The following is a 13,429-nucleotide window of genomic DNA, read 5'->3' as shown; positions in this document are numbered from 1 at the left end:
GTTAGTTGGCAGTTTCTGGGTTTACATCATCTTCTAGAGTTGGGATAAACTCTTTTTCTTCTTTAGGTAATACATTTTGATAAGCTTTGTAAATAGCATCTGGTAGTGCTGCCAAAGTTATATTAGCTGCAATACTCTCAAACTCTTCAGCATAAGCATACTGACCGTTAGAGAACACATATACTTTTATTGTAATTTCATCTGGCTGATTATTTATAAAAGCAGTAAGAGTTTCTATAGCATCTTCTATATAAAAATCATCATAAATAACATATACAAAGTTGTTGTTACCATTGGCAAATAATTTATGCCAATTAGCTTTTAGCAAGCTGCTTGTTATTTCATTATAGCAATTTTCTTTTATGCACAATAACTCTGTGGCTAATAATGTCAATTTCTTTTTGTTATTTAAAGATGGGGCGCGCTCTACAAAATTGCATTGATAATAGCGTAAGTTGTTGTTTTTGTATCCTTCAAAAGAATTGAATCCTTCAATAATATTTTTACACCTTGTATAAGTAGTGTTTTCACAGATATTATTTTCATTATTAGTTACTAAGATAACTTCTCTACTAAAAGCATCTTTATTATTTAATTCTAAGGCGCTATGAAAAGTAGACCCTGAACCTGCAAAAAAATCTAATATTTTCGTATTCTTATTTAAATGAGAATTAAGTATTCTATTCATCAATTTTAAGGGCTTTTTGCCATTTTTAAACTCAACCCCACCTTCAGCTTCTAATCCAGTAGTTTTAATGTCTTGCCAGAAATCACCCGGATGAACCATTAGATTTGTATCAGCGAATAAAAATTGTACTCTAGGGCTTTTCGATACCTCCGAATAATCACCTTTAACCAAATATAATAGTTTATCTCTTTTTGAAATCACTGAGAAATAATTTTGCTTAGAAATTTTACGTTTATCATCGGCTAATCGTTTCACTGATGAAGATGCAGCTGTTCTAACAATCCTCCAAGCATTTTCAAATTTCCAATCTAGCTCATCTTTTTTGGCAACACCTAAATCTTTTAGTTTTTGTGTCAAACTAACAAGACTAATCTTAGACAAAATATTGTCAATTTCATTTAAGACATCTTCTGAAGGATCTATCAAATTATCATCAATAAAATCTCTTTGTTTTTTAGTAAAACCTTCAATAAAAATATTATATTCATTATCCCATTCTTCTTTTTTAACATTGTCAATATCCAAATTTCTGATACCTTCTCTTTTAGCAAAAACAATATACTCTTTGTATTTTGGAATATTTTTTATCCTATTTGTAGCACCCATTTTCAGACCACTAGCTTCGCTCATTTTAACTGCCACAATTTTAGTGTTTTGATTAAATAAATCATCTAAAATTATTTTTAATTGGGCTATTTCATTATCATCAATAGAAACACAAATAAAGCCATCCTCAGCTAATAAACTTCGTGCTATTATTAACCTTTTATAAATAAATGATAACCACTTACTATGTCGATAACTATCTTCCTTATCAACGTAATCATCATTATATTTAAAATCCGTTGTACCATCTTCCGATTTATTACCTGTATTATAAGGGGGATCAATATAAATTAGGTCAATCAAGCCTTCATGGGTAAAGGTTAATGAGGTAAGCGCATGTAAATTGTCGCCTTCAATTAAAATGTGGTTTGGGTGTTTTTCTGTTTCTGTGTCGTTAATTATGGCACGTTCTTTAACCTCTTTAAGTATTGGTAGTTTTGTACGCAACTCTTCTTCCACATCTTCGGGTTTGTCTTCCCAAACTAAGCCGTATTTTTTAGTGGTGTTTACTAAATTTACTAAGTAGGCTTTTTCGTTGTTATCTAAACCCTCGAGAGATTTAATTTTATTAAGGATGTCTTTTTTGTTCATTTAAACATGGCGTGTTTATATTGTTAAAACCATTGCATTACATTGGTTTTATTAAGTGGCTTTTATACCTTTTATTTTCAAACCTTAAAAATAGAAATCTTTTAAAGATAAATGGCAAGAGAACAGTGTAAAGTAAGTAAAATTTTTACTTAATTTACTCTAGCTTATACCTCAATGCTTACAGAAATTTATTAAAGGTTTTAAAGTATTGCTTTTAATTATTTAACTACTATTATTTTAATTGCTATTAATAGTTTAAGGAGAGTTTAAATATATTAATTATTTATATATTCTTACACTTTTATTTATTCCTTTTCTATTATTCCCTTTATTTATGTTTACAGAGATTTCCGTTTTGAGAAATAAAAAAGAGGGTATAATGTATCAATAAGTTGTAAACGATATTTACCATTGGTGTAAACGATACTTTGTTTCATATCATTGTAATCTAAATAGTATTGCATAAATTTTTTGTTGATAGGCGTTTTGGAATAGTTCTTTTTTAACTTAATTAAGCCTTCATTGAAAGCTTCATTTTTAAGCCTTGAAGCTGTAGCAATAGAAATATTAAAAAGTTGCATAACACCATTAACAGAAACAGGAGCGTATTGCTCTTTATAGTTAAATTTAGGAGACAAAAAATGATAGGTACTTCCCTTTAATTGTACGCTTTTTTGTTTCTTAACTTTTCTCCAAAAATCTTTATGAAGATAACCGTAAATTACTGCTCCTGTAACTGCCTTGATTTTATAGTAATTGTTAAAGTCTATTTGAAATGCTAACCTTACTTCCCAATTGTTTTCTTTTCTAATTCTATCAAATGACTTGAAAACGTAAAACTGTGTTTTTTGATTGTAAACTATCCAGCCTATTTCCATTAAAAAATTGATGTATTTATTTAAGGTTTTTCGACTGATAATTTCTTCTACTAATTGAATAAATTGTAAGGCTTCATTATTTAATTGCGCTTTACCACCTGGGTACATTAACTTTAGTAACAAAAAGAATTTTAATTCTTTTGAATAGTTACTGCTTTGTGCATCAATAAACATTTCTATTGGTACACTGATATGCTTTACAACTGCTATTTTTTTTTAACAGAATAGTGATTGTCTATAATGCTATGTATATCTGAAAGTTTATAATACAATTTCCCTTTAATTTGAGAATAAGGCAGAATGCCTTCTTCTCTCCAATTTGAAGCGGTTTTAGGGCTAATTTTAAACAGTTGCAAAATATCAGCATTATCTAAAATCACATATTTGGGGTCTTGAATATTTTTAAGTTTACTTTGTTTAATTAAAAACTCTAAACGCTCTGATATTTTGTTTAAACTATCGTTTATGGGGTGTGTAAAGGCTGTCATAATTAGTGATTTTTAGAGTTAATACTAATTAATGCTTCTTCTAATTCAGCTTGCTTATATCTAATTAAATTACCTAACCTATAAGGCTTTAAAATGCCTTTTTTATTCCAATCTGTTAGGGTTACCAAAGATACTTTTAGAATGGTAGCGACTTCTTGCCTTGTAAGATATTCGGCAGGTTTAATGGGTTGGAAATTTTGAGCAATTACATTTAATTCTGCCCTAACATCATTGATGATGTCTTCTTTTAATTCGGTTGGTGTGATACCGAAAACTTGAGTGATTTTACTTTGTTCCATCGTGATACGTTTTATTGTTCTACGATGCTAAATAAGTACAAAGCTTATTCGTTAAAAATTCGGATTTATTCGGGTTTATTCGTTGATAAATTGTTTTGATAAATTTTGATTAAGTCCTTAACATCTTCAATATAATTCTGGTGGTTAGATAAATTAGTTTCATTCTTGATTCCAGCTACATATTCATCATTTAAAAACTGAATGTATTTATTTAGTGGTAATCTATTTTTTAAAATTAAAGACTTACAATTTTTATCTCTAAAAATTGCATTACAAATAGCTTGAAAACTTCTTTCAGGTGTATTTTTATTATCAATTGCTGCTAATTCTTGAAGTGCATCATTAAACCAGTTTTGAGATTCTACACTTGTAAAAATATCATTTCTAAATTTTGGCGTACTTTTTTTAGATTGTTCATTATCTCTTTCATAATACTTATGCGTTTCTAATAGCTTATTTTTTTCAATGATTTTTTCATAAACCTTATCATTATATATTTTATTAGCTTCACTTTCTAAAACTTCATATAAATATGAAAATTCAAAAAAATTCTTATTAATAATATTTATTTGACCTGAAATAAACTCAACTGCTTTATGTTCTAAATAAGGTGTATGATTAAGTCCTATGTGCCTAATAAGATTATGAAAAGTTTGAAAACTATATTTAATTTCGCTTTTAGCAATATTTAATCTATTATCATTAAAACCTAAAATTTGATCTGGAGTATAGTCTTTGAAATATGGGATTGCTGTCTTTAATAATTCCCTAACAGCTTGCAAAAGTATTGCTGCATAAATACTAGCATTGCTTTTTATTTTTTCATCGTAATTAAAAAAATCAGAAAACATTTCTGTGTACAAATCCCTTAATTCATAAGTTTCTTTGATAGTCTTATTTAAATCTTCTAAATTATAAATCCTTAAATTACTTTTCCTCTTTTTTAATTCCTCTAAGTACTCCATTTTTAAAGCAGCTGGATACATTACAACACTTTCGGTATTAGAAAATCTCATATAAAAAAGTGTATATCCATTTACCAGATATAAATTTAGCTTTTTATCAAAAATTTCATAGGTTGTTTTAATTGGTCTATTTTCATCGGATATAAAATCAAAAAGGTCTTTTAAAAAGTTTGGATTTTTTACTAATGCCTCTTTAAAAAAAGGCGTATCCCGATGCATTTGATTAAAGTCTTCAGCAGTTTTGTTTCTCTCAAATTTGAATGAAATACTTGCAAAAACGTTCTTTGTTACTTGCTCCTCATTCTTAGAATCATTTACTACTTGTCCCTCTTTTTTGTTATTAGTAGATTTTAAAGACTCTAAAAATATTTTTAATGCATTGGCATAATAATTTAAAAAATATAAAAGTAGATTATCTTGAACACTTCTTAAATAATCAAAATTATCATGGTATTCATCATAAGATAATTTAACATCAATAATATCATTTAGTTCATAAGGATATGTTGTATTTATTAAGTCATCAACAGTTACATTTAGATTATCTAAAACATGCTGAATTTTTTCAATACCAAAATCTTTTAAATAGTCCTGTTTCTCAATTTCGTTTATTAAATAGCTTAAATAAAAATCATTTTGACCCTCATTACTTAATTTTAGTAAAACATCGGATTTTATTTCAGAAATACATAACTGAAGCATTTTAATAACTCCTGCAACAGAATGTTTCTTTAAAATGTTATTATCATTTAAAAGTTCACAAAACTTTTCAAAACCATAGTATTTTATACTCATAGAAAAAGTTAAAAAGATTTAAATTTATTAAACCTTATCCTACTTTGCTACTTTCATATTAACTTTTTCAATATTATTTTCTTTATTCTGCTTTAACCAATAATCTTGAAGTGTTTTCGCATTCTCTTTAGGAGTTATTTTTATGTATTTTAAGAATTGTGCCTCTGTTTGATGCCCTGTAATAGCCATAATAACCATATTAGGTAGTTTACCATATAAGTTAGAAGCGAAGCTTCTACGACATATGTGAGAGGTTACTAACTTATACATAGCATAAGTTCCTTTCTCTTTTCTTTTGGTTAAAGGATTAATCATACTTCCTTCAATTTCTTGCGTAAAACCTGCTTCCTCACAAACACCTTTAATATGTAAATTAAACTTTTGGTCTGATATCTTTCGTGGGAATCCATTATGTTTTTCAAGTATTTCTTTTACTTGTGGGTGCATAGGTATCACAACATTTTGTCCTGTTTTTTGGGTTTCAATCTCAATAAAACCTTCTTTTATATTTGTTGCTTTTAACCTTAGAAAATCTGATATTCTTAATCCGGTTCTTAAACCTATTATAAATAAATCTCTTGCATTTTCTAAACGCTCAACACCTTTGTAGTCATGGTTGTATATTTTATTGATTTGCTCGTCTCTTAAATAGATACTATCGGCTTTTACTTTGGGCGCAAAGAATTTAGGATGGTTAATATGTTCATGCACTGGTAAGCCCTGAAGCATTGCATCTCTAGCCATTGTTTTTATCGTACCGATATAATTACCCACTGTACCTAAATTGATATTTTGCTCTTGGGTTAAGTAATTTACAAACCTGTCATAAAAGGTTAAATTTAAATCTGTAAATTTTAGTTTGGTTTTAAACTTCTTTTCATACTCGATTATTTTATTTTTGGTAGTCGAGTACTTTGTAATAGTTCCAGAACTTACTGCCTTATTTTTACCCTTAATTATCCTTGAAGGAGCTAACTCAATAAATCGCTCTACAAATGGAAGGAAAAACACCTGGTCGATTGCATCATCATTAACAGGTCTATTAAAATGATTAGCTATTTTAGTTTGAAGCCAATCCCTATCAATATAAACACCTTTAGAATTATCTGAATTAAATTCAGTAATTATAAAATTTTCGAGTTCAAATAAATGTGTGTTTACTTCATCTTTGTAAGCTGCATCATTGATATTTTTTACCTTTTGCTTTGCTTGACTCCAATGATTTGGAAGAACTTTTAAATCTGTTGAAGCTGTGTAGTCAAATTTTCTTCCGTTTTTAAAACGTAGTAGGACATTAGAATATCCTTTTGTACCTTTTACAAGGAAATTAATAGTAGCCATAATGTGATAATATCTTAAAAGTGAACAATATAAAGATACAAAACTATCCCCACATTATCCCCACAATTACCATTTTTATACATTATTTACTTAATTAAATTTTGATGTAAAAAGCATAAAAACCCTTTATTTATAAGGGTTTACAGAGGTTTCAAGTAAGTGTGTTATATATAGAAAAAGAGCTGGCGGGTTCCTCTTTCTCCGCGAAAAGTCCTACAAATGGCAACAAACAACCCTGTAAACAATTGATTTACAGGGTTTTTTATTTTATATGATATCGTTTGATATCATATGATATCGTACAATAAGGGGCTAATTCGGTGTCACTAAAAGTCTTCATCTCAACTGACACCGAATTATTGATAATTATTTGTTTTTCAAATAATTACACCATTAAATTTTTAATTATTTTTTTTGTAAATTGAGTATAATTTAAAATTAAAAGGTGTCACATTCTCTTTCTTTATTGTTTTATATCAAAAAAAGCAAAGCCGACGAACAGGGCAAAGCCAACATTTACATGCGAATAACCCTTGATGGACGACGGGCTGAGTGTAGTTTAAGCAGAAAAGTTAAACTCAATGAATGGAACTCCAAAACCCAACTTGCCCTAGGTAATTCTGCCACCGCTCAAGAAATCAATAGGCATTTGGCCGTTATAAAGAACAAGGTTTACTCCATCCAGCAAAATTTTGAACGTGATAATCTAAGTTATTCTGCTACTACCCTTCGGGATGCTACATTAGGTAAAGACAAAACCAAAAAAATGCTTCTCAAAATCTTTCAAGATCACAACGATAAAGTTGAAAGTTTGATTGGAAAAGATTTTTCCGCTGGAACCGCTGAAAGGTACCGAACTTGCAAAAAGCACGTTGAAGAATTCATTAAGAAGAAATACAACAAAAAGGACATTCCTGTGAAGGATGTTAACCACAAGTTCATTACAGGACTTGAATACTATCTAAAAAGCACACGGAATTGCGCCCATAACTCTGCTATTAAGTATATAACTAACTTCAAGAAGATTATCCGTATTGCGCATGCTAATGATTGGATTGACAAAGACCCCTTTCTACATTGGAAAGGAAAACTAAAAATAGTAGAGCGCGAATTTTTAACGCAAGAAGAAATTCAAAAAATAATCGATAAGGAACTGAAAATGGATCGTTTGGACCAAGTTCGTGATATTTTTATTTTTTGTTGTTTTACGGGTTTAGCTTACGCAGATGTAAAGAAACTAACCAAGGATGATATTGTTATCGGTGTTGACGGTGAGCAATGGATTAAGACAAGACGAACCAAAACCGATACCCGAAGCAATATCCCAATATTACCAATTGCTCAATCTCTTATTGAAAAATATAAGGACAATGCGCTGATGAAAGTAAAAAATCTAGTATTACCGGTTTTGAGCAATCAAAAAATGAATGCTTACATAAAAGAAATTGCAGACCTTTGCGGTATCAACAAAAATTTGACGTTTCATTTAGCCAGACACACATTTGCTACAACAGTTACACTTTCTAATGGTGTACCCATTGAATCGGTTAGTAAAATGCTTGGACACACTAATTTAAAAACCACACAGCATTATGCAAAAATTTTAGATATGAAAGTGAGCAAGGATATGGACATCTTGAGGAATAAGTTTAAATAAAAAATTTACGAGTGACCATTATTTTTTTCTTTCATCTGGCCTATGCTATTTACATAGCCAGAAATTGGATTTTTCCTTTTTGGTTCTTCCAACATAAAATTATTTTTAACAAAAATCTTAGCAATCAATTGCCAGTTATCTGTTTTCCATTTTTTTGACTTAATATAAACGTAAAATTTTCTTGCTTCTACCTCTGGCCAATTATTTTCCTTAAAAAATAAAGCAACTTCATTTTCATTAAAAATGGGCTTAGGTTGTTTATTAAAGTTTTCTTTTGTTTTATGTTTATAAGAAGGTACCAGATTTTGGCTAGGTTTTGGAACGAAGTTGACCAAATTTTGGATCTCCTGTGTACCAGCAGTTGTACCATTTTTGGGACAAGCTCTGGCCATCCTAATTTTAGATCCCCTTGATGGATGATATGATGGATAATATATTAGATATCCCCAGGCATCGAGATCGCGCACATGATTATGATACGTTGTTTTTGATTTGATTTTGGCTCGTTCCATTATAAGCTCACGATTTATGGTTAAGGTCTCTTTGAAAAACTTTCGGTTCCAAAGCTGAAAGAATGCCAAGTACAAAGTGATATGCCCTTGTCTAATTCGTTCATCGTTATAAAATGTTTCCAACACGGTATTGAGGTGCTTAATGTAGTTTACTGTCTCCATTATTTATCAATTCTTGGGTTTTTAATTTCTTGAAATCGTACTTCTTGTTTTTTTTCTGGATGATTTTTTTCTAATATTAATTCCTTTTTAAGCGGTTCAGCTTGTTCAAAAAGCGATTGCAGCATTGCCACTGTCGGTTTGGTTTGGTTCTTTTCTATATCCTTCATTATGGCAATCATTCCATTCATTCTTTTTTTAATGAGTAATGAAATTCGCTTTTCTAAGTTTTCCATATTTGGGCCCAAAGACTCAGTTGGGGAAATTCCATTTTCATTAAAAAAGTCCATCATTATGAGTAATGTCATCGATTGTGATTTCGTGAGCATTTTACTAAATTTTCTAAACTCAATAGCCACAGACTTCTTTATCTTTAATGTCTCAAATTCCTCTTTTTTAAATGCTTTATCCATATTTTTAGTAAAAAAAATGCCTATTTACGGCGGTTACGGAATGTTTTTAGTAAAAAGTGATGTTTCTATTCAAACTTCAAAAAAGGACAAATCCTTGTAAACCCCTATAAACAATCTATCTACATCAAAATTGAATAAACGTAACATCGCGCTAGCGTGTTACCCTCTTGCTATTCCATCCCTTTATTTCATCTCGGTTTTTCATACTTTTTACCAAAAGCTAAATAGCCAAATTTGGATGATTGGTAACAATCCATTTTTTAACAGGATTATTTTTTAATTTTTATACTATCCTCAATAAAACCGATGAAGTATTGATTTTAATTTTATTGTTTTTACTTAAAAACAGCACAATATTTACGCCATATAATTTGAATTATATTGTTGCCATTTGGTTGCCATAATGGCATATATCCATATACTTATTATATCCAGAGCGTTTTCCTTTTTTTAATGAAGTTGATTAAAAGGAATTTTAATGTTAAAACCATTTTTAAATAATTGTATAATAACAATGAACGTACGATTCATTTAATTCCATTTACTTCCTATAGTGCCGACGCTGTTACCTTTTTTTGTTGCTTGATTTTTTTCAACATTCAACTTAGTGAAGACATATAAAAAGTGCGAGGAACGAAGCCTGGTTATGCTGTCGTTGAAAGCTGAATGTTGTTATTTTGCAGTCAAAAAAAGGTCTGACGGTGTTGGCTTATTGCTGTAATTCTAACATAATAGTTAAATAGAAAAGCATGGGAAGTGAAGCACCACGAGATATATATTTCCTATAAAGCGGACTTGATTCACGCTTTTACTTGGAAATGAAGTGTTCCTCTCCAGCCCCGAAGTTTCGGGATGGAAAGATTTAACGAAATGAAAAGTAAAAAGTGGGGATTGTGTCCAAGACCTGTTTTAATGAAGCTCTTTTCCCGGAATGTAGTTTTCACGAAATTTAGGGGAATGTGCTGAATGGCCATTAAACAACTATATAAAAAAGCCACCAATCATCAAATTGATAATTAGTGGCCTTTTCTATGCTTTACAGAATTTCTGAATTTTTAAATTCTTTCTTTATATATGTTTGTTTTATTTTTTAAAGTTAAATATTATGCAATACGCTGCTGCCATTTCCATGCAGAAGCCAATGCGTCTTTTAGGTTTAATTTTGCTTTCCAACATAATATATTATTAGCTTTTGATGTATCAGCATAAGCCGCAACAACATCGCCTGCCCGTCTATCAACTATTTTGTAATTAAGTTTTTGATTGGAAACTTCTTCAAACGCATTAATCACTTCCAGTACAGATGAGCCTTTGCCTGTACCAATATTAAAAACCTCATAATTGTCAGCGTTATTTCCATCAATAAGGCGTTTTAGAGCAGCTACGTGGGCTTTGGCTAAATCTACCACATGAATATAATCACGAATACACGTACCATCTACTGTTGGATAATCATTCCCAAAAACGGATAGTTGTTCTCGCAATCCAATTCCTGTTTGTGTAATAAACGGCACCAGATTTTGAGGTGTTCCAATAGGTAATTCGCCAATCTTAGCCGATTCATGAGCACCTATCGGGTTAAAGTATCTCAGTGCAATGGCATTTAATGTTTCTGTTACTTTGCAAGTATCCCTTATAATTTCCTCGCCTATTTGCTTGGTGTTTCCATAAGGAGATTCAGCTTCTTTTATTGGAGCCGATTCGGTTATTGGCAAAGTATCTGCCTGACCATATACCGTACATGATGAACTGAAAATAAAATTAGCCGCTTCTTTTTTCTGAAGTTCCTGTAAAATGTAGATGAGCGTACTCAAGTTGTTTTCATAATATAACAACGGAAGGTTTACACTTTCACCTACTGCTTTAGAAGCGGCAAAATGAATAACCCCTATAATGTCATGATGTCTTTTAAAAAAATCGATTACCGATTCTTTTTCTCGTAAATCCAGTTTTTCAAACAATGGTTGCTTACCTGTTATTGCGGTAATGCCTTTTAATACTTCTATTGATGAATTTGACAGGTTATCTATAATTACAACTTCAAATCCTTCATTTTGAAGTTCTACCACAACATGCGAACCTATAAAACCCAACCCACCCGTTACTACTACTTTTTGTGTCATTATGTCTTTTATAATTTATGAATGAATATGAATGCGCCGTTACCAAAATAGACAATATAATGCCGCCGTAACAATACACACTACAAAGGATCCGATATTAAATAATGGTGTTGTTTTAAATAATTCCTTACTTAATGTAATACCCTTTTCATCATCTTTTCCTTTATTTTGAAGGTAGCTCAGAACTACTATAACTAGCATAGTAAGTACTGCCGTTAATCCCATTTGGTGCATCCATGGCTTTAACGCTTCATAAGGTGTATTTCAATAAAATCTGTTGCGATATTTAATATTCTATAAAACGAAATAAAAACTACTTAAAATGAATTAATTAGAAATTTTAAATGTGTTTGGAAATTTAGCCATTTCTTTTTCTTTCCACACCTCTTTTAAGCTTTCTGGATCAAACCACTTTGGCTCCGTATGTTTTTTACTCCAATTTTCTGCACCTGCAACCATAATTTTAAGCTGTTCTGGATATTTAGAACTTAAATCATTTTTTTCACCCATATCATCATTAATATTATAGAGCTTCCAGCTGCTATTGTAGGCTTTGGTAGCTTTCCATTCATCCATTCTAACACCAACATCTGAAAACCCATTACGATGGCGCATAGAAAAAATCATTTCGCCTTTACGTGGGTTAGAACCCTTAACCACATCATTCCAAATATTTTTACCGTCAAGTTGTTTTTCCTTAGGAATCGTTGCTTTTGCTAAACCAGCAAATGTTGGATACAAATCTAATGCTGTAACCGGGAAATCGAACTTCTTACCAGCAGGCACTTGGTTCGGCCAATGAAAAAACATAGGCACCCGGTAGCCACCTTCATAAGTATCACCTTTTACACCCCTTAATGGGAAATTATTGGCACCTTGATCAGTTCTGCCTCCATTATCACTTAAAAATACAATTAAGGTATTTTCGTATTGATTGGTAGCTTTTAAAGCTGCAACCAACTCACCAACACCACGATCTACCGCATAAACCATAGCAGCATAGGTTCTTCTCGCCTTATCTTTTATATTGCTAAACTTCGCCATATCTTCTTCTTTAGCTTCTAACGGCGTATGTGGTGCATTATAGGCTAAATACAAGAAAAATGGTTTATTCTTTTTGGACGCATCGGTTACAAATCGTACCGCATCATGCGAAAGTTCATCTGTTAAATACTCTGTTTCTTCAGTTTCAACACCGTTACGTTGTAAAGGCGTTAAATATTCCCAGATATTTTTGTTTCCAGCAGCTACTTGTTGCTTATATTTTGTGGTATAGTCTTCAGGAAAAAAATTATGACCTCCTCCTAAAAAACCATAAAAATGATCGAATCCTCTGTCTTTTGGTTCATAGCCTTCAACAGCGCCTAAATGCCATTTTCCGATAATGCCTGTATAATATCCAGCATCTTGTAATGTGTTGCTAATAAATTTTTCGCTTAACGGAATTCCTTCACCAACGCTTTTTTCACTATTTGCGGGAAGATTGAACTGAGAGCCAAATTCGTGTGGGTACCTTCCAGTTAACAAGCCTGCTCTACTCGGACCGCAAAAAGGGTGGGTTACATACGCAGACGTGCAAATTGTCCCTGAACTTGCCAATTTATCTAACTCTGGTGTAATAATATCTTTTGAACCGTTAAAACCTACATCAGCATAACCTTGATCGTCAGTCATTATTATAATGATATTTGGACGTGACGTTTGATTTTCAGTTGATTTAACAGATTGACTCTTTACCCCTGTACATGAAGCGATTAGTAGTATTACTACTAAAATTAAAACGGTGTTTATTTTCTTATTTAACATATTTTTAATTTGTTTTAGACAAATGACTTATAATACTGTCAAAGTTAATTTTAAATAGACTCATTTTTGAAATCAATTTTATCTTAAACTGATTTAAAATTACCTATT

11 protein-coding genes are annotated in these 13,429 nt (G+C 30.9%); 1 reads left to right on the top strand and 10 read right to left on the bottom strand.

The genetic code is table 11. The features are described 5' to 3' along the window. Position 1: 1 nt before the first annotated feature. The 6 genes from ACFQ0I_RS09230 to ACFQ0I_RS09205 all read right to left on the bottom strand — a co-directional run bounded on the left by ACFQ0I_RS09230 (position 2) and on the right by ACFQ0I_RS09205 (position 6,651). The gene (locus tag ACFQ0I_RS09230; RefSeq protein WP_379941524.1) at positions 2-1,885 is read right to left on the bottom strand and encodes a site-specific DNA-methyltransferase; all 1,884 of its coding nucleotides are present in this window, start codon (positions 1,883-1,885) and stop codon (positions 2-4) included. Positions 1,886-2,223: 338 nt separating this feature from the next. After that, positions 2,224-2,886, bottom strand: coding sequence for a hypothetical protein (locus ACFQ0I_RS09225; RefSeq protein ID WP_379941522.1), 663 nt, complete (start codon positions 2,884-2,886; stop codon positions 2,224-2,226). A gap of 83 nt (positions 2,887-2,969) precedes the next feature. Beyond that, positions 2,970-3,251, bottom strand: coding sequence for a helix-turn-helix domain-containing protein (locus tag ACFQ0I_RS09220; protein ID WP_379941520.1), 282 nt, complete (start codon positions 3,249-3,251; stop codon positions 2,970-2,972). 2 nt (positions 3,252-3,253) lie between these two features. After that, positions 3,254-3,550: a helix-turn-helix domain-containing protein gene (locus ACFQ0I_RS09215; protein ID WP_379941519.1), complete on the bottom strand. Its 297-nt coding sequence runs from the start codon at positions 3,548-3,550 to the stop codon at positions 3,254-3,256. Positions 3,551-3,615: 65 nt separating this feature from the next. Then, positions 3,616-5,310 (bottom strand): hypothetical protein, encoded by a 1,695-nt coding sequence (locus ACFQ0I_RS09210; protein WP_379941517.1) that lies wholly within the window; start codon positions 5,308-5,310, stop codon positions 3,616-3,618. Positions 5,311-5,349: 39 nt separating this feature from the next. After that, a complete protein-coding gene (locus ACFQ0I_RS09205) occupies positions 5,350-6,651 on the bottom strand; it encodes a site-specific integrase (RefSeq protein WP_379941515.1) in 1,302 nt (433 codons plus the stop codon). A gap of 445 nt (positions 6,652-7,096) precedes the next feature. On the opposite strand from ACFQ0I_RS09205, the gene ACFQ0I_RS09200 reads away from it, so the two are divergent. Next, positions 7,097-8,308, top strand: coding sequence for a site-specific integrase (locus tag ACFQ0I_RS09200; RefSeq protein WP_379941513.1), 1,212 nt, complete (start codon positions 7,097-7,099; stop codon positions 8,306-8,308). A 5-nt stretch (positions 8,309-8,313) separates the two neighbouring features. On the opposite strand, the gene ACFQ0I_RS09195 is transcribed toward ACFQ0I_RS09200, so the two are convergent. The 4 genes from ACFQ0I_RS09195 to ACFQ0I_RS09180 all read right to left on the bottom strand — a co-directional run bounded on the left by ACFQ0I_RS09195 (position 8,314) and on the right by ACFQ0I_RS09180 (position 13,321). Beyond that, positions 8,314-8,982 (bottom strand): hypothetical protein, encoded by a 669-nt coding sequence (locus ACFQ0I_RS09195; protein ID WP_379941511.1) that lies wholly within the window; start codon positions 8,980-8,982, stop codon positions 8,314-8,316. Then, complete coding sequence (locus ACFQ0I_RS09190) at positions 8,982-9,392, bottom strand: BfmA/BtgA family mobilization protein (protein WP_379941509.1); 411 nt, start codon at positions 9,390-9,392, stop codon at positions 8,982-8,984. Before ACFQ0I_RS09190 ends, ACFQ0I_RS09195 begins: the two co-directional genes overlap by 1 nt. A gap of 1,103 nt (positions 9,393-10,495) precedes the next feature. Beyond that, positions 10,496-11,515 carry a UDP-glucose 4-epimerase GalE gene (gene galE / locus ACFQ0I_RS09185; protein ID WP_379941507.1) on the bottom strand — a complete coding sequence of 340 codons (1,020 nt, stop codon included), beginning with the start codon at positions 11,513-11,515 and terminating at the stop codon, positions 10,496-10,498. Positions 11,516-11,842: 327 nt separating this feature from the next. Next, complete coding sequence (locus ACFQ0I_RS09180; protein ID WP_379941505.1) at positions 11,843-13,321, bottom strand: sulfatase family protein; 1,479 nt, start codon at positions 13,319-13,321, stop codon at positions 11,843-11,845. Between the last annotated feature and the right edge of the window lie 108 nt (positions 13,322-13,429).

The sequence above is a fragment of the Mariniflexile aquimaris genome (assembly GCF_042676825.1).
Taxonomy (GTDB): Bacteria; Bacteroidota; Bacteroidia; order Flavobacteriales; family Flavobacteriaceae; genus Mariniflexile; species Mariniflexile aquimaris.
The sequence above is the reverse complement of the archived record's forward strand: the minus strand, read 5'-3'. Positions and strand labels throughout refer to the sequence as shown.

What these genes read in the sequence shown, in the direction of transcription:
- ACFQ0I_RS09230 (WP_379941524.1), bottom strand. Translation starts at nt 1,885, where the DNA reads ATGAACAAAAAAGACATCCTTAATAAAATTAAATCTCTCGAGGGTTTA.
- ACFQ0I_RS09220 (WP_379941520.1), bottom strand. Translation starts at nt 3,251, where the DNA reads ATGACAGCCTTTACACACCCCATAAACGATAGTTTAAACAAAATATCA.
- ACFQ0I_RS09215 (WP_379941519.1), bottom strand. Translation starts at nt 3,550, where the DNA reads ATGGAACAAAGTAAAATCACTCAAGTTTTCGGTATCACACCAACCGAA.
- ACFQ0I_RS09210 (WP_379941517.1), bottom strand. Translation starts at nt 5,310, where the DNA reads ATGAGTATAAAATACTATGGTTTTGAAAAGTTTTGTGAACTTTTAAAT.
- ACFQ0I_RS09205 (WP_379941515.1), bottom strand. Translation starts at nt 6,651, where the DNA reads ATGGCTACTATTAATTTCCTTGTAAAAGGTACAAAAGGATATTCTAAT.
- ACFQ0I_RS09195 (WP_379941511.1), bottom strand. Translation starts at nt 8,982, where the DNA reads ATGGAGACAGTAAACTACATTAAGCACCTCAATACCGTGTTGGAAACA.
- ACFQ0I_RS09190 (WP_379941509.1), bottom strand. Translation starts at nt 9,392, where the DNA reads ATGGATAAAGCATTTAAAAAAGAGGAATTTGAGACATTAAAGATAAAG.
- galE (WP_379941507.1), bottom strand. Translation starts at nt 11,515, where the DNA reads ATGACACAAAAAGTAGTAGTAACGGGTGGGTTGGGTTTTATAGGTTCG.
- ACFQ0I_RS09180 (WP_379941505.1), bottom strand. Translation starts at nt 13,321, where the DNA reads ATGTTAAATAAGAAAATAAACACCGTTTTAATTTTAGTAGTAATACTA.